Genomic DNA, 15421 nt, shown 5'->3' with positions numbered 1-15421 from the left:
GGCGCGCAAGGCGAGGGGTTGAGCGGCGATCAATTGGTCGGCGGCGCGGGCACGTTCGCGAGTGCGAATCCGAAGCACACGGTCGTCAGCTACTGACCAGATGCGACGACTATATTCGACCATATCCGCCGGGCGATGACGTATAACGCGCGTCGATAGCAACGCGAGACGGACCGCCGGATCGATGAACTCCTGCAACGCGTCGAACTTGTCGCGCGCTTCCTGCTGCGTCTTGCCGATCACCGGGAAGATGCCCGGTATGATCTTCAGGTGTTCGGGCGCGCGTCCGTAGCGGGCGAGCCGCCCCTTGACGTCGCGATAGAACTGCCGTGCTTCGTCGAGCGTCTGATGCGCGACGAAAATCACCTCGGCCGTTTGCGCGGCCAGCAGCCCGATGCGCTCCGTCAAGACCGACAGCGCGGCATGCGCGCGAGCTGCGCGTAGTGGGCCAGGGCGCGGCGCCATCGCCACCACGCGATCGCCAAGATGGATCGCTTCGTCGACGTCATGCGTGACGAGCATTATCGTGATGCGCTCGCTATGCTCGAAGCCTTGCAGGCCGACGAGTGCGACGTGCTCGGACACCGCGTCGCGCTTCTGCTGTGGCGAAAGCGGCGCGTTGCGCAGCGCGGCGAGAATATTCTGCGAGGCTGTAAGCCACTGAAATAGCCGCTGATCCTGAAAACACGATGCCACGTTCGAGCGACGTATCGCGCACCCGCTCGCCGTCCACGCTGATCTCGCCGCGATAGTCAGTGTCGAGTCCGGCGGCTAGCCGCAGCAGCGTCGACTTGCCGCAGCCGCTGGCGCCGAGCACGCTAATGAATTCGCCGGCCGCGATATTGAGTGAGATGTCATCGAGCACGAGCAGGTCGTCGTCCGCATCACGTTGGCGCGCATAGCGGTTGCTGACGCCGCGGATGCGGATGCCTTCGGAACCCGTGGTGGTCATGAGTCCGCTTCCTGTTGTTGAGCCGCTTCAAGCTACGGCACGTTCGCGCGGCGCACCGCTGCGGCGCGCGATCACTCGTCGCTCGACGCCGCGCGCCAGTGCGTTGAGCGCCCAACCCGTCAGTCCAACGACGATGATGCCGAATAGCACCAGGTCCATCCGGAACTGCTCGCTGCCGTCGCCGGTCGCGCAACGGGAGAGACGGGCGACGTAAGCGGCCTGCGTGCTTTTTATTCCATGTATACGCTGATAAGCAAACCAGAATCGCATGGTTGGGCGGCGTTTATGCGAAACATAGAATCACCGGTTCCCAAGCGTCACCAGCCCTGCCATGCCTCGCCAGATACGACTGAATGCCTTCATGATGAATTGCGTGGTGCACCTCGCACCCGGGCAGTGGACAGCGCCCGACGACAATTCGGTCGGCTATCTCGACACGAACTATTGGGTCGAACTCGCGCAGACGCTGGAACGCGGCCTGTTCGACGGCCTTTTTCTCGGCGATGTGACGGGTATCTACGACGTACTCGGCGATAGCCCGGCCGCCGCGTTGCGCACCGCCGCGCAGGTGCCGATGAACGATCCTGTGCCGCTGATCCCGTTGATGGCGCACGCGACAAAGCATCTCGGCTTCGGCGTGACCGTTTCTGTCGCGTATGAAGCGCCGTACCTGCTGGCGCGCCGCTTCACCACGCTCGATCATCTGACCGGCGGCCGCGTCGCCTGGAACATCGTGACGTCGTATCTGCAAAGCGGCGCACGCAGTCTCGGCCAGACGCAACTGCGCGCGCACGACGAACGCTACGACCGCGCCGACGAATTTCTCGAAGTCTGCTACAAGCTGTGGGAAGGAAGCTGGCAGGACGGCGCGGTTAAACGCGACACCGAACGCGGCATTTATGCCGATCACGATCGCGTGCGACCCATCGAGCACGAGGGCCATTATTTCAAAAGCGAAGGCATCTTCCAGTGCGAGCCGTCGCCGCAGCGCACGCCGCTGCTTTTTCAGGCGGGCGGCTCCACGCGCGGCACGCAGTTCGCCGCGAAGCACGCCGAATGCATCTTCCTCGGCGCGCCCACGCGCAACGGTCTGCGCAAGTCGGCGCAGGCGATTCGCGCGGCGCTTGTCGAAGCGGGACGCGCGCCCGACAGCGCGCTGCTGTTCGCGATGTTCACCGTGATCGTCGATGAAACCGCGGAAAAAGCGCAGGCGCGCTACGAAGCCTACCGTCAGCGCGCGAGCTACGAGGGCGCGCTGGCGCTGCTGTCGGGCTGGACGGGGATCGACCTGTCGCGCTACCAGCCCGACGATACCTTGGCCTACGTCGACACGGATGCGGGCCAATCGGCGCTCGCGTCGTTCAGCAAGCTCGACCCGGATCGCGAATGGACCGTGCGCGACGCGGTGGAATTCGTGACGATCGGCGGACGCGGCGCGGTGGTGGTCGGGGATGCGGCGCAGGTCGCAGACGAACTGCAAGCGCTCGTTGAAGAGACCGGCATCGACGGCTTCAACCTCGCGTGGGTCGAATCGCCGCGCACCTTCCACGACGTGGTGGAGTACCTCGTGCCGGAATTGCAGCGGCGCGGCGCATACAAGACGTCTTATACGGAAGGCACCTTGCGCGACAAGCTGCTCGAGCAGGGCGCGCATCTCCAGCCACCGCACGTAGGCGCGAGCTTTCGCTTCGAATCCGGCGCGCGCTGAGCGTGCGTCCGTCATCCACTTTTCTCACGGCGGGATTGCCCATGCCTCGCGTCAGCGAACCGGATCCATCTTCTTTCTCGCCCGAACTGCGTCAGCTATTCAACGCGTTCACCGGCAACGGCGCGCATTTCGCCGATCAGTTCTCCGTGCTCTCGCATGTAGGACCGGCGGTCGAGCATTTGCCTCGCATGCTGCTCGAACTGAAAGCGCGCAACGCGGTGCCGTTTCGCTACATTGAAATCTCGATTGTCGTGGTGTCGCTGCTGAACGATTGCGACTACTGCGTGCGCAGTCACGCACCGCGTCTTGCGGTTGAAGGCGTGAGCGAGGCGGGCGCGCGCAACCTGCTCGACTACGCGGATCATCCAGAGCTCGATGCCGTCGATAAGCTCGTAGTGGAGTACGCAATCGCCGTGACCAACGCGCCGCAACGCATTCGCGACAACGTGTTCGAACGTCTGCGCGAGCACTTCAGCGAGGCGCAAATCGTCGAGCTGACGCTGCGCATTTCGCTGTGCGGCTTCTTCAATCGCTTCAATCAGGCATTGCAGATCGGCGAAGACCCGACGGCAGTGCATCCGGCTTAACCACATCTTCTCAACCTCGCACATGTCCGATTCTTCGTTCGATCGCCGCGCCTTCCTCGGCGTGGCGAGCGCCGCATTCGCCGCGCTTGCCGTTCCGCGTCTCGCCTTCTCACAGGACAACGGTCCGATCCGTATCGGTCTGCTCGCGCCGCTCACCGGCGCGGGCGGCGCGTATGGCGAAGGCATGGTCAACGCAGCGAAGCAGGCCGCGAACTTCATCAATAGCGAAGGCGGCGGCGTGCTGGGCGGCCGCAAGATCGAGATCGTCGTCGAGGATGACGAGAGCAATCCGACCGCTGGCGTCGCCGCTGCGCGCAAGCTGTTGGACGTGTCGAAGGTGTCGGCGATTGTCGGCGTATGGAGCAGCGCAGTCGCGATGGCGATCAAGCCGATCACCATCGAGAAGGGCGTGCCGCTCTTCGTCACCGGTTCGGGCGACGAAGTCACGCAAGGCGACAATCAGGGGCTCGTGTGGCGCTTTCAGGCGCGCGGCACTGACTGGGGCGCGATATTCGCACGCGCGGCGCTGAAGGACGGCGCGCGTACGGCGTCGGTGCTTGCGTTGCAGACGCCGTTCACGCTGAGCATGGTGAACCCCTTCGTCGATGCCTTCAAAAAGGGCGGCGGCAAGATTCTCGACGTGGTGTACTACAATCCGAATCAGCCGTCGTATCGCGCGGAAGTCGAAAAGGTGTTCGGCAAAAAGCCGGACGCGGTGTTCCTGCCGAGCTATCTGCCGGACCTGTCGGCGATCGCGCGCGAGGTCTATCGCAGCGGCTTCAGCGATTCGCGCATCTATGCGAATTCGTCGGCGGCGGATGCGGAAGGCGCGTTCATCAAGAACGTCGGCAAGAGCGTGGCCGAGGGCATTCACCATATTCAATCGATTCCGCCCGCAAGTTCGACCGCATACAAGACCTTCGCGCACCGCGCGGGCATTCCGGCGAATACGCTCGCGATCTTCCCGTCGAACGTGTGGGACGAAATCTCCGTGCTGGCACTCGCTATCGAACATGCGGGCAGCGCCGATCCGGCCGTGTTTGCGAAGTCGATTCTGCCAGTCGTCAACGGTAGTGGGCCCAACGCAAAGAGCGTCGAGAATCCCGTCGATGGCCTCAAGGCGCTCCGCGCGAAGCAGGCCATCTCGTATAGCGGCGCGGGATCGAGTTTCCGCTTCACGCCGACCGGCGATCAGTTGAACCGCGAATATGGCCACTTCGTGATCAAGAACGGCGCGAACCAGTTGATCGACACGCTCCGATGAAGGAAGACCTCTCGTTGGCGGTCGCGCACGTGAGCGTCTCTTTCGGCGGCGTGCGCGCGCTCGACGATGCGTCGCTCGGTCTGCGCGCGGGCCGCATCACGGGGCTGGTCGGGCCGAACGGCGCGGGCAAGTCCAGTCTATTCAACGTGCTTGCAGGCACGCTGCGGCCGCAGCGCGGCGCGGTGACTCTTGGTGGTCGGGACATCGCGCGGCTCGCGGTTCATGCGCGCGCGCATCTGGGAATTGGCCGCACGTTCCAGATTTCGCGCGAACTGGACAGTCTCTCGGTGCTGGAGAACCTGCTGCTCGCGGCACCCGCGCAGCGCGGCGAAACTATCACCGGCTTGCTGTTTTCGCGGCGCAGCGTGCGGCGCGCGGAAGAACGCGCGATCGAACGGGCGTTGTCGCTGCTCGCTCGCGTGCGCCTTACTCATCTCGCCGACGAACCGGCCGGGGTGCTCTCGGGCGGTCAGAAAAAGCTGCTGGAGTTATGCCGCGCATTGATGCTCGAACCGTCGATCCTGCTGCTCGACGAGCCTGCTGCTGGTGTCAATCCCGCACTGATCGACGAACTGAGTGCGTTCATTCTCGAACTGCGCGATGAAGGCATGACCTTCGGCATCGTCGAACACAACATGGAGATGATGGCTGCGCTGTGCGATCACGTGTATGTGCTCGCCGAAGGCCGCGTGCTGACCCAGGGCACGTTCGATGCCGTCACCACCGATGCGCGTGTGCAGGAAGCCTATCTCGGAGCAGCGGCATGAGCGCGGCGCTGACGTTGCATGGCGTGCATGCGGGCTACGCCGGTAAAGACATTCTGCACGGCGTCGATATCGAACTGGAGCAGGGCGGCGCGCTTACCGTCGTCGGGCCGAACGGTTCGGGTAAGTCCACGCTGCTCAAAACCGTAGTGGGGCTTTTGCGGACTTCGCGTGGGTCGATCGCATTGCAGGGAACCCAGGTCGAAACGCTCAACGCACCGGCGCGAGCGCGGCTTGGTCTCGCGTACGTACCGCAGGAGCGCAATGTTTTCGCCAATCTCTCGGTGGCGGATAACCTGCGGCTCGGCTGGGAGTTTTTGCATCCGCGCACGGAAGGCTCGGCGCGGCGCGAGCGGCTCGATTATGTGTTGCAGCTTTTCCCCGAGATCCGCGACCGCCTTTCCGCGAGCGCGGGTCTGCTGAGCGGCGGTCAGCGGCAGATGGTGGCGATTGCGGCCGCGCTAATGCAGACGCCTTCGCTGCTGGTGCTGGATGAGCCTTCCGCGGGCCTTTCGCCCCGCAACGCGGGCCTGCTGTTCGAATCGATCGCGCGGATTCGTGCGGCGGGCATCACGCTGCTGATGATCGAGCAGAACGTGAAGCTCGGTTTGTCGGCGGCGGATCGCGGGCTCGTTCTCGTTGCGGGACAGGTGCGCCTTCTCGCCCCGGCGCAAGAGCTTCTCGCCGATGACCGTTTGCACCGCCTCTACCTCGGCGCGCCGCTCGACGCGTCCGAGACTCACTGATTCGCGTACACGATGCTGCAAATTCTTTTCAACGGACTGGTCTCGGGCCTGCTCGTCGCGCTGCCGGCGCTGGCGCTCGCGCTGAGCTTCAGCATCCTGCGCTTCGCCAACTTCGCGATCGGCGCGATGCTCACGCTCGGCGCTTACATCATCTACTTCTTCAACGTCAAGCTCGGATGGCCGATCGCTTTCGCTGCGCTCGCGGGGATGGTGCTCGGCGGACTGATCGCGGTCGCGGTCGACTGGCTGGTGTATCGCCCGCTGCGCGAACGCTCCGGCGTGACGCTGCTGGTGGCGAGCATGGGTGTCGCACTGGTGCTGGAGAACGCGGTGCGCTTCGTCGCGGGCAGCACGCCGCTCGGCTACGACGTGGAGCCCGCGCGGCCGACGCGCTTCGCCGCGCTCGAACCGCTCGGCGGATTGCGCGTGAATCACGAGCAATGGCTGATCGTCGCGGTCGGTCTTGCGGGCCTTGCCGTGGTCTGGGCACTGTTCGGCCACACGCGTCTCGGACGCGCGATGCGCGCCGTCGCCGACAACGCGGCGCTCGCTTCGGTGCGCGGAATCTCGCGCGACCGCACGGTGTCCGCGATGTGGTTCGTGAGCGGCGCGCTCGCGAGCGCAGCGGGGCTGCTAGTCGGGCTCGATGCGACGCTCGATCCACAGATGGGCTGGAACTATCTGCTGCCCGTGTTCGCCGCGGCGATTCTCGGTGGCATCGATAAGCCGATGGCCGCCGTGTTCGGCGCGCTCGTGATGGGCGTGGCGTCCGAACTCTCGACGCTCGTGATCGCGCCGCACTATCGCACTGCGGTCGCTTTCGTCGTGCTCAGCGCGTTGCTGCTGGTGCGCCCGTGGGGCGTGTTCGGGCAGCCGCGCGTCACTCGCTAGGTCTCGCACATGACACCGTATCTCATCTCACTACTGATGCTGGTCGCGATTGCGGGCATCGCGGCGCTCGGGCTGAATCTGCAATGGGGCCTGACAGGGCTCGTCAATTTCGGGCTGTTCGGTTTCTACATGCTCGCCGCTTATCTGTGCGCGCAACTGACGAAGAGCGGCTTTGATCCGTGGCTCGCGATGCTCGTCGCAGTCGCGCTCACCGCGCTGGCGAGCGCAGGCGTCAGCCTCATTTCCATCCGCCTCTCCGACGACTATCTCGCCATCGTCACGCTCGGCGCGGCGGAGTGTCTGAAGCTCGTGGCGATCCACGAGGAGTGGCTGACGCGCGGCAGTCTCGGCATCTCGAACATCGCGCGGCCTCTTAACGGCGACGTGCCCTTGCTGCTGCTGACGCTCGCGTTGCTCGCGGGCGTGTTCGCGCTGTTCGAACTGGTTGCGCGCGCACCGCTCAGCCGCGCCGCCCGTGCCGTTCGCGACGATCCGCTGGTCGCCGCGACGCTTGGCAAGAACGTGCTGACGCTGCGCCTGCGTCTGTTCGCGCTGGGCGGCGGCGCGATCGGCCTCGCGGGCTGTCTGCATGCGTTCTACTACCAGTACATCGACCCGACGCAGTTTGGTCCGATCCTGACCGCCTATGCGTTCATGAGCGTGATTATCGGCGGACGGGGCAGCAATCGCGGCATGCTGCTGAGTGTGTTCACGGTGGTGCTGCTGCTGGAGGGCACACGTTTCGTCAACGACTATGTGGCGTGGTTGTCGTCGAGTCAGCTTGCGGCGTTGCGGCTGATGCTGGTTGGACTGGGCCTGATCCTCGCGCTGATCTTCAAGCCTGATGGTTTCGTGCGGGAGTACCGGTTCAGGGTCGCACGCGACGCGGCGAGCAAGGCTTAAGCTCCGCGAATCCTACGGCTCTCGCATGGCGAGAGCCGCGCGCTTACCTGCGTTGCTGACATGCAAAACATAAATATTGAATAAATATAAACATATCGAAATCGAATAATTCTCACGCGGGTCCTTCCTCGCTACGCTGTGTTGACTATCTTCGGCGAGGACTTATGACCCCTTCCGTTCCAACGTCTTTTTCCGCGCGGCGACGCGTGTTGCGTGCGCTCACTGCAGCGCCGCTCGCCTCAGTGGCCGCCGCGGCACGTGGGCAAAACGTGTCCGCGGGCAGTCCAAACGCGAGCACGGCAAGCGACGGTGTAACGCTCGTGCTCGGCGATCAGGCCGGCGGAACGCGGGCGCTGATCGAAGCATCGAAGGTACTGGACGACGCACCTTACGCATACCGCTGGGCTAACTTCCAGGGCGCCGCGCCCTTGTTCGAAGCGCAACGCGCGGGCGCCGTCGATCTCGCGCCTGCGGGCGACTTGCCTGTTCTCGCCGCGGCGGTGGGCGACCCGTCGTTGAAAATCGTGGCGACCCGCGTCGGGTCCGGCGCGCAACTCGGCATTCTGGTGAGCCCGAATTCGACTGTTCGCACCGTGGCCGACCTCAAGGGGCGCACGGTGTTCGTCTCGTCGGCGCGCGGCAGCATTTCGCAGTTCCAGCTTTATGGCGCGTTGGCGGAAGCGGGTTTATCGAAGGATGACGTCAACGTGCGCTTCATTCTGCCGGTCGACGCGTTCGCCGCCTTCGCGTCCGGTTCGATCGAAGTGTGGGCGACCTTCGACCCGTACTACGGAATCGCCGTGCAGCGCGGCGGCCGGGTGCTGCGCGATGGCAGCGGGATCAACAGCGGCCTCGGCTTCATCACTGCGTCAGGCAACTCGCTGACGGACCCGCGCAAACGCGCGGCGATTGCCGATGTCCTGAAGCGCTATCAACGCGCCGGCGATTGGGCCCTTGCGAACCCCGATGCCTATGCGCAGATCTACGCGACGCTCACGCGCTCGCCACTCGACGCCGCGAAGCAGATCACGCAGCGCGCTTCGCTGAAGCAGCACTTCGTCACCGACGCGGACATCGAAGCGCTGCAAAAAGTAGCCGACAGCGCGAACCGCGACGCGATCCTGCCACGCCGGATCGACGTGCGCGCGATTTCAGAAACCCATCTTGCCAGCGCATGACCTCGACTGACGGAGCGCGACATGTCCACGCAAACTCAAACTTTCCCTCGGGCCAATCTTGCCGCCGATGCCGCGAGCACTGCGCGACACGACCCCAAGCTGATCGTGTCCGGGCTCGCCGCGCTTGGATGGCTCGGCGGCGCGGCGATCACGCAGTGGTGGCCCGCACTCGACGACTGGCCATACACGCGTGAACTGCTGATCCTCAAGCTGCTGTTCGCGGTGTTATCGGCGGGTATCGGCGTGGCGGGCTGGCGAGTGAATACCTCGACACCAGCGGCAAGCGCAAAGCGTCTGCGCGTGCAGGCGTGGCTCAACGCGACGCCCTGGCTGTTGGCGCTGTCTATCGGATTGACGGCATGGGAAGTGGTCACCGCGCAGCTCGAATGGCTGCCGCGTCCGTTCTTCGCGCCCCCGCAAGCATTGCTCGCCGTCTATGCGGACGATCTGCCGAGACTCGCGTCGAGCGTCGGTCACTCGTTCGTGTTGCTCGCGTACGGCTACGTGTGCGGGGCGCTGGCGGGCTTCGTGATCGGCGTCAGCATCGGCTGGTCGAAGGCGGTGGGGTATTGGCTTCATCCGGTCCTGCGCCTCGTGGGTCCGTTGCCCGCCACCGCGTGGCTGCCGCTCGCCTTCTTCTTTTTCCCGTCGAGCTTCAGCGCAAGCGTGTTCCTGATCGCACTCGCTGCCGCGTTCCCGGTCGCCGTGCTCACATGGTCCGGTGTAGCGAGCGTGAGTTCCGCGTATTACGACGTGGCCCGCACTCTCGGCGCGCGGCCATCGTTCCTGATTCTTCGCGTCGCCATTCCGGCTGCGTTGCCTTCGGTATTCGTCGGGCTGTTCATGGGTCTGGGCGCGTCGTTCGCGGTGTTGATCGTCGCGGAGATGATGGGCGTGAAAGCGGGCCTCGGCTGGTATCTGCAATGGGCGCAGGGCTGGGCCGCCTATTCGAACATGTACGCCGCGCTGCTCGTGATGGCGCTGATGTGCTCGGGGCTCATCACGTTGCTGTTTCGCGTGCGCGATCGTCTGCTGACATGGCAAAAAGGATTGCTCAAATGGTAGCCGCTTCTCTGTCTCAATCGTTTCCCGGGTCGTTTCGGCAGATGTCTTCCGCTCACGCACGGAGAGGCACGCGAGTCGATGTGCGCGAGGTCAGCCATCAATTCACGCTGCGCGGCGAGGCGCTGCCCGTGCTCGACAACATCAGCCTCACGGTCGAGCCCGGCGAGTTCGTCGCGCTGCTCGGCGCTAGCGGCTGCGGCAAATCGACGTTGCTCAGGCTCGTCGCGGGCCTCGATGCGCCCGCGCGCGGCGAGATCCATGCAGACGGCGAAGCGGTCGCTGGTCCCGATCCGTCGCGCGTCGTCGTGTTTCAGGACCCGACGCTGTTTCCGTGGCGGACGGTGCGCGACAACGTCGGGCTCGGTCCGCAGGCGCAGCGCAAAACACGGGGCGATCAGGCGAAGCGCGAAACCGCGGAACGTATCGACGCGGCGCTGCAGACGGTCGGCCTGTCGGCGTTTGCGAACGCGTTTCCGCATCAACTGTCGGGCGGGATGGCGCAGCGCGCGGCACTCGCGCGCGCGCTGGTCAATAACCCGCGCCTTCTCGTGCTCGACGAACCATTCGGCAAGCTCGATTCGCTGACGCGTATCCGCATGCAGGCGGAACTCGTGCGGCTGTGGCAGGCGGAAGGGTTTTCCGTGCTGCTCGTCACGCACGACGTCGAGGAAGCGCTGTACGTCGCGAACCGCGTGATCGTGCTGAGCGAACGGCCGGCGCGCATCGTTTCCGAGGTGCGCAACGACGCGCCGTATCCGCGCCATCGCGACGATCCCGCGCTGGTGTCGTTGCGCCGCGATGTACTGGGGCTGCTGGGCCTCGAAACGTAGCCCGCGCGCAGACGCGGCCACAGACCATCCACTCAAGCACAGGGAAGCAACACGATGAACCATACTGACGACAATCAGCCATCGAACGCCGCGCGCCGCGTGTGGCTGCGCAACACCGCGTGGGCTGCCGGCGCGGCTGCGCTCGGCGGCGCGGCATTCGGTCTGCCGGGCGTGCGCGCATCGGCCGACGAAGCGCTGAAGCCGCTCAAGCTCTCATGGAATGCGTCGGCGATCTGCACCGCGCCCGTGCCGGTCGCCGAGAAACAGGGCTTTTTCCGCAAGCATGGCTTGCAAGTTGAACTGGTCAACTTCGCAGGCTCGACCGACCAGCTGCTCGAAGCGATCGCAACCGGCAAATCGGATGCAGGCGTCGGCATGGCGCTGCGCTGGATCAAACCGCTTGAACAGGGCTTCGACGTGAAACTGACCGCGGGCATTCACGGCGGCTGCATGAGACTGCTCGCGACGAAGGCGTCGGGTATCGTCGATCTTCAGGGGCTTAAGGGGCGCACGGTCGGCGTGAGCGACATGGCGAGCCCCGCGAAGAATTTCTTCGCGGTCACGCTAAAGAAGATCGGCGTCGATCCGGACAACGATGTGCACTGGCGTCAATATCCCGCTCCGCTGCTTGGCGAAGCATTGAAAAAGGGCGAAGTGCAGGCGATCGCCGATGGCGACCCGACCATCTGGACCTTGCGCGAAGGCGACCATTTGCAGGAAGTGTCGAACAACCTGTGCGGCGAGTACGCGAACCGCGTGTGCTGCGTGCTGGGCGTGCGCGGCTCGCTGATCCGCAAGGACCGCGCGACGGCGCAAGCGCTGACTCAGGCCTTGCTCGAAGCGACCGAGTGGACCGCGAACAACCCCGCGCAGGCCGCCGCGATCTTCGCGCCGAACGCGCCGGGCGCGAATGTCGAGCAACTGACGGAGATGCTCAAGAGCCATACGGACCACCATCATCCGGTGGGCGATGCGTTCAAGAAGGAAATCGCGCTCTATGCCGACGATCTGAAATCGGTCGGCGTGTTGAACAACGGTACGAATTCGGACCGTTTCGCGGCGCGTGTGTTTTCGGACGTGCTTGCCTGACGTGCAAAAAGCCTCGACGCGCGCCTGGTTAGCAGGCGCGCGTCGGTTGCATGAGAGAAATAATCAAGCGGACGCCGTTTCGCGCGCGACGGCGGCTCGCACCACAGGTAACAGATCCCGGCCATACGCCAGCGCATCTTCGAGCGGATCGAAGCCGCGAATCAGGAAGGTCGATACGCCGAGCTTGTGATATTCGAGCAGCGCGTCAGCCACCTGTTGCGGCGTGCCGACCAGCGACGTCGAATTGCCCGCCGCACGCGTGAGCGCGGTAATGCCGGTCCACAGCCGCGTATCGACGACATTGCCCTTATCGGCTTCGGCGAGCAGCCGTTGCGAGCCGACGTTCTGCGGGTTCTTCGGCCGGCGCGTGAAATTCGGCGACGTGGCGACAATGTCTTTCGCGCGCTCGAGAATGGATTCGGCGCGCGCCCATGCGGCGTCTTCGGTGGACGCGATGATGGGACGCAGAGACAGGCTGAAACGCACGTGCTGTTCGCGGCCATAGCGCGCGGCGGCTTTGCGCACCTTCGCGATGGTCTCTTCGACGGCCGCGAGCGACTCGCCCCACAGCGCGTAGACGTCGGCGTGCTTGCCCGCGACCTCGATCGCCGCCTCGGACGATCCGCCGAAATACACCGGCAAATGAGACCGCTGCAACGGGCGAATCTGCGACTTGTGGCCCGTCACGCGGTAAAACGCGCCTTCGTGATCGAACGGTTGATCGCTGGTCCAGGAGCGCTTGACCACATCGAGATATTCGTCGGTGCGCCGATACCGGTCAGCGTGCGACAGATAATCGCCACCGCGCTGCTGCTCCGCGTCGTCGCCGCCCGAGATGATGTGCACGGCGGCGCGTCCCGCGCTGAAGTGATCGAGTGTCGCGAGTTGCCGCGCGGCGAGCGTCGGCGCGACGAAGCCGGGCCGATGCGCGAGCAGGATGCCCAGGCGCTTCGTCTGCTGCGCGACGAACGACGCAATCTGAAAGCCGTCGGGCGACGCGCTCGAATGCGCAATCAGCACACGGTCGAAGCCGCCATATTCATGCGCTTGCGCCACGGCGGCAATGTACGGCGGATTGACCGCAGGTCCTTTCGGCAAATGAATCTCGCTCGATTCCTGATGGCTCACATAGCCGATGAATTCGACGCTCATCTGGGTTCGCTCCTCGTGGGTGAAGTGGTGGCGAATGCGGCGCGGCCCAGATTGCCGAGCACGGTGTCGTTCTGCGGTGTGTGAATGCGCGCGCACAGCACGTCGCGGTAGTGGCGCTCCAGTGCGTTGTTGCGACTGAGGCCAGGATTGCTGCTCGCTTCGAGTGCGAGTTCGACGGCATCGATAGCGTGCTGGCTGACGAGATACTTGATGGTCGGCGCTTCGACCGTATCGATCTGGCCGGCTGCGCCTGCATCGAGCAGGACGCAGTTGTTGAACAGCAGCGCATCGATGCGCCCCACCGTCTGCTGAAAACTGTCGAGCGTCGATAGCGGAGCGTTCAGTCCCGAAGGCACGCGTTGCGCCGCCCACTGCACGAACCAGTCGCGCGCGGCGCGTGCGATGCCGTCGTAGATCGATGGCAGCAACACGTTCATCCACAGGCTCGTCACCGGGTCCATGCCGTTGGCCGGGCCGGGCGGTTGAAGATCGACGGCCTGGTCGAACGGTACGCGTACGTTATCGAAGATCACTTCATGGCTGCCCGTCGCACGCATGCCGAGATGATTCCACGGCTCGCCAAAACGGATACCGGGCGTGTCGCGATGAACGAGCCACGTGCCGACTCGCGGTGCCGCTTCGTCCGTGCGTCCCCACACGGCGAACCAGGTCAGACCGGGACTGCCCGTCGAATACAGCTTGCGGCCGCTCAGTATCCAGTGACTGCCTTCGCTGCGGCCAACCGTGGCGGGCAGGCCGCCACGCGACGGCGAGCCGAGTTCGGGCTCGACGCGCAACGAGTTGATCAGCGCGCCGCGTTCGACGGCATCGCGCGCAATGCGTTCTTTCAGCGCTGCCGGCCAGTTCGGATTGGCCTGCAGACGCAGATGATAGAGGCATTGCATCACAAGAATCAGCGCCGTCGAAGGTTCGCCGCGCGCTACCGCGCGAATCACCTTGAGCGCTTGTGCAAGTGTGGCCTCGCGTCCGCCGAGCGCACGCGGCACGGTCAGCGAAAGCAGACCCGCGCGACGCAGACGGGCGAGGTTCTCGTGCGGGAAGATCGGGCCGGCGTCGAGCGCGGCGGCGCCTGCGCCGAATTCGGCTGTCAGCGCGGCGAGCCACGCATCGGCTTGCGGACTGTCGAGATCGGCGAGTGCCTGAAGCGCATCGGCGTCGCGCTCCACATCGGCAAGCGCGCCTTCGGGTTGACGGCTGGTCATGGTCGGTCGGTTCACTGTGCGGCAAGCGGAAATTGCCGGTCGAAACTCTTCGTGACATCGAGCGGTGTCTTGATCACATCCGCACGGTGATAGAGATCGGCCGTCTTTTGCTGTTCGGCGATGAGACCATCGTCGATGACGACGGGATGCAGTTGCGCGCGCTGATATACGGTCTTCAGCACTTCGGGCGGCAAGCCCGTCACTTTCGATTGCATGGCTGCCACTTCGTCCGGATGCGAGAGCGCCCAGCGCTGGCCGGCCGCGACGCGCTTGAGAAAATCGGCGATTTCGGCATGCTTGTCCTTGATGGAGGTTTCGGTCGCAGCCTGGAAGCTAAGGCCAGAAGACAGATTGACGCCATTCGCGATGCTGCGATCGTGATCGCGCTGCTCGGCGAGCGCGACATACGGATCCCACGTGGACCATGCGTCGACGTTGCCGGACGTGAGCGCGGCCTTGGCATCGGCGGGCTGCATGAAGCGCAGCGATACATCCGAGAGCTTGATGCCCGCGCGTTCGAGTGTTGCAATCGCGAGGTAATGGCCGATTGACCCGCGCGTGGTCGCTATGCGCTTGCCCTTGAGATCGGCGGCCGTCCTGATGGGCGATGCGTCAGGCACGATGATCGCGAGATCGGTCGGCGTCGAGCGCGTTGCGGCTACTGCACGCACTCGCGCGCCCGCTGCGTACGCGAAGATCAGCGGCGCATCGCCGAGGCCGCCGACATCGATTGCCCCCGCGTTGAGCGCTTCTCCCAGCGGTTGCGCAGCAGGGAAGTTGAACCATTCGATCTTGTACGGCACGTCCTTCAACTGGCCTGACGCTTCGAGTATGCCGCGCGTCTGCAACTGCTGATCGCCGACTTTAAGCGTCGTCTCCGCCAGCGCGGCAGGCGATGCACTTGCGACGATCGCGCAAATCAGAAGGCCGGACAATCTTTGCAGAAATCGATTGAGAAGGAAGGGCATGAGGGAGCGCAGCATCAGGTAGTTGGATAAAAACACACGATACGATCGCAGGTTTTATAAGGCAACCGCATTGTTCTTCTTTGTTAATATGCGTTGGAGGA

Annotated in this window: 14 protein-coding genes and 3 pseudogenes; 11 read left to right on the top strand and 6 right to left on the bottom strand. The window is 64.4% G+C overall.

The features are described from left to right. Positions 1 to 153: 153 nt before the first annotated feature. From GCT19_RS44820 to GCT19_RS25670, 3 pseudogenes are all read right to left on the bottom strand, one after another. Positions 154 to 450: pseudogene (locus GCT19_RS44820) on the bottom strand (LLM class flavin-dependent oxidoreductase); the annotation flags it as partial. Beyond that, positions 448 to 952, bottom strand: a pseudogene (locus tag GCT19_RS25675) (ATP-binding cassette domain-containing protein); the annotation flags it as partial. The pseudogenes GCT19_RS25675 and GCT19_RS44820, both read right to left, overlap by 3 nt. A gap of 27 nt (positions 953 to 979) precedes the next feature. Beyond that, positions 980 to 1132, bottom strand: a pseudogene (locus GCT19_RS25670) (ABC transporter permease); the annotation flags it as partial. A gap of 151 nt (positions 1133 to 1283) precedes the next feature. Here GCT19_RS25670 and GCT19_RS25665 point away from each other — a divergent pair. From GCT19_RS25665 to GCT19_RS25615, 11 genes are all read left to right on the top strand, one after another. After that, positions 1284 to 2660, top strand: a complete 1377-nt coding sequence (locus tag GCT19_RS25665) for an LLM class flavin-dependent oxidoreductase (protein WP_152853497.1) — start codon at positions 1284 to 1286, stop codon at positions 2658 to 2660. 41 nt (positions 2661 to 2701) lie between these two features. Then, entirely contained in the window at positions 2702 to 3247 is a 546-nt protein-coding gene (locus GCT19_RS25660) for a carboxymuconolactone decarboxylase family protein (protein WP_152853496.1), read from the top strand. A gap of 22 nt (positions 3248 to 3269) precedes the next feature. Continuing rightward, positions 3270 to 4511 (top strand): ABC transporter substrate-binding protein, encoded by a 1242-nt coding sequence (locus GCT19_RS25655; protein WP_152853495.1) that lies wholly within the window; start codon positions 3270 to 3272, stop codon positions 4509 to 4511. Next, a complete protein-coding gene (locus tag GCT19_RS25650; RefSeq protein ID WP_152853494.1) occupies positions 4508 to 5278 on the top strand; it encodes an ABC transporter ATP-binding protein in 771 nt (256 codons plus the stop codon). The genes GCT19_RS25655 and GCT19_RS25650 overlap by 4 nt, the downstream gene beginning before the upstream one ends. Further along, a complete protein-coding gene (locus GCT19_RS25645) occupies positions 5275 to 6021 on the top strand; it encodes an ABC transporter ATP-binding protein (RefSeq protein ID WP_152853493.1) in 747 nt (248 codons plus the stop codon). Before GCT19_RS25650 ends, GCT19_RS25645 begins: the two co-directional genes overlap by 4 nt. A gap of 12 nt (positions 6022 to 6033) precedes the next feature. Next, positions 6034 to 6912, top strand: coding sequence for a branched-chain amino acid ABC transporter permease (locus tag GCT19_RS25640; protein WP_152853492.1), 879 nt, complete (start codon positions 6034 to 6036; stop codon positions 6910 to 6912). 9 nt (positions 6913 to 6921) lie between these two features. Continuing rightward, positions 6922 to 7815 carry a branched-chain amino acid ABC transporter permease gene (locus tag GCT19_RS25635; RefSeq protein WP_152853491.1) on the top strand — a complete coding sequence of 298 codons (894 nt, stop codon included), beginning with the start codon at positions 6922 to 6924 and terminating at the stop codon, positions 7813 to 7815. 164 nt (positions 7816 to 7979) lie between these two features. Beyond that, positions 7980 to 8993 (top strand): ABC transporter substrate-binding protein, encoded by a 1014-nt coding sequence (locus tag GCT19_RS25630; protein WP_152853490.1) that lies wholly within the window; start codon positions 7980 to 7982, stop codon positions 8991 to 8993. Positions 8994 to 9014: 21 nt separating this feature from the next. Continuing rightward, positions 9015 to 10058: an ABC transporter permease gene (locus GCT19_RS25625; RefSeq protein WP_018432805.1), complete on the top strand. Its 1044-nt coding sequence runs from the start codon at positions 9015 to 9017 to the stop codon at positions 10056 to 10058. Continuing rightward, the gene (locus tag GCT19_RS25620; RefSeq protein ID WP_227749333.1) at positions 10052 to 10888 is read left to right on the top strand and encodes an ABC transporter ATP-binding protein; all 837 of its coding nucleotides are present in this window, start codon (positions 10052 to 10054) and stop codon (positions 10886 to 10888) included. Before GCT19_RS25625 ends, GCT19_RS25620 begins: the two co-directional genes overlap by 7 nt. Before the next feature lie 54 nt (positions 10889 to 10942). After that, entirely contained in the window at positions 10943 to 11977 is a 1035-nt protein-coding gene (locus GCT19_RS25615) for an ABC transporter substrate-binding protein (protein ID WP_013093524.1), read from the top strand. Between the two features lie 63 nt (positions 11978 to 12040). Here GCT19_RS25615 and GCT19_RS25610 read toward each other — a convergent pair whose 3' ends face one another. From GCT19_RS25610 to GCT19_RS25600, 3 genes are read right to left on the bottom strand one after another with little or no spacing between them, the layout of a single operon-like run. Further along, the gene (locus GCT19_RS25610; protein WP_152853489.1) at positions 12041 to 13129 is read right to left on the bottom strand and encodes an LLM class flavin-dependent oxidoreductase; all 1089 of its coding nucleotides are present in this window, start codon (positions 13127 to 13129) and stop codon (positions 12041 to 12043) included. Continuing rightward, positions 13126 to 14352, bottom strand: coding sequence for an acyl-CoA dehydrogenase family protein (locus GCT19_RS25605; RefSeq protein WP_152853488.1), 1227 nt, complete (start codon positions 14350 to 14352; stop codon positions 13126 to 13128). Before GCT19_RS25605 ends, GCT19_RS25610 begins: the two co-directional genes overlap by 4 nt. A gap of 11 nt (positions 14353 to 14363) precedes the next feature. Further along, on the bottom strand, positions 14364 to 15320 hold the full coding sequence (locus tag GCT19_RS25600) for an ABC transporter substrate-binding protein (protein WP_026228172.1): 957 nt from the start codon (positions 15318 to 15320) through the stop codon (positions 14364 to 14366). Positions 15321 to 15421: the final 101 nt, after the last annotated feature.

It is taken from the genome of Paraburkholderia atlantica (assembly GCF_009362785.1).
GTDB classification, from domain to species: Bacteria; Pseudomonadota; Gammaproteobacteria; order Burkholderiales; family Burkholderiaceae; genus Paraburkholderia; species Paraburkholderia atlantica.
This window is presented reverse-complemented; position numbering and strand designations above follow the sequence as displayed.

What these genes read in the sequence shown, in the direction of transcription:
- GCT19_RS25600 (WP_026228172.1), bottom strand. Translation starts at nt 15,320, where the DNA reads ATGCCCTTCCTTCTCAATCGATTTCTGCAAAGATTGTCCGGCCTTCTG.
- GCT19_RS25630 (WP_152853490.1), top strand. Translation starts at nt 7,980, where the DNA reads ATGACCCCTTCCGTTCCAACGTCTTTTTCCGCGCGGCGACGCGTGTTG.
- GCT19_RS25660 (WP_152853496.1), top strand. Translation starts at nt 2,702, where the DNA reads ATGCCTCGCGTCAGCGAACCGGATCCATCTTCTTTCTCGCCCGAACTG.
- GCT19_RS25610 (WP_152853489.1), bottom strand. Translation starts at nt 13,129, where the DNA reads ATGAGCGTCGAATTCATCGGCTATGTGAGCCATCAGGAATCGAGCGAG.
- GCT19_RS25635 (WP_152853491.1), top strand. Translation starts at nt 6,922, where the DNA reads ATGACACCGTATCTCATCTCACTACTGATGCTGGTCGCGATTGCGGGC.
- GCT19_RS25655 (WP_152853495.1), top strand. Translation starts at nt 3,270, where the DNA reads ATGTCCGATTCTTCGTTCGATCGCCGCGCCTTCCTCGGCGTGGCGAGC.
- GCT19_RS25620 (WP_227749333.1), top strand. Translation starts at nt 10,052, where the DNA reads ATGGTAGCCGCTTCTCTGTCTCAATCGTTTCCCGGGTCGTTTCGGCAG.
- GCT19_RS25625 (WP_018432805.1), top strand. Translation starts at nt 9,015, where the DNA reads ATGTCCACGCAAACTCAAACTTTCCCTCGGGCCAATCTTGCCGCCGAT.
- GCT19_RS25650 (WP_152853494.1), top strand. Translation starts at nt 4,508, where the DNA reads ATGAAGGAAGACCTCTCGTTGGCGGTCGCGCACGTGAGCGTCTCTTTC.
- GCT19_RS25640 (WP_152853492.1), top strand. Translation starts at nt 6,034, where the DNA reads ATGCTGCAAATTCTTTTCAACGGACTGGTCTCGGGCCTGCTCGTCGCG.
- GCT19_RS25645 (WP_152853493.1), top strand. Translation starts at nt 5,275, where the DNA reads ATGAGCGCGGCGCTGACGTTGCATGGCGTGCATGCGGGCTACGCCGGT.
- GCT19_RS25665 (WP_152853497.1), top strand. Translation starts at nt 1,284, where the DNA reads ATGCCTCGCCAGATACGACTGAATGCCTTCATGATGAATTGCGTGGTG.
- GCT19_RS25605 (WP_152853488.1), bottom strand. Translation starts at nt 14,352, where the DNA reads ATGACCAGCCGTCAACCCGAAGGCGCGCTTGCCGATGTGGAGCGCGAC.
- GCT19_RS25615 (WP_013093524.1), top strand. Translation starts at nt 10,943, where the DNA reads ATGAACCATACTGACGACAATCAGCCATCGAACGCCGCGCGCCGCGTG.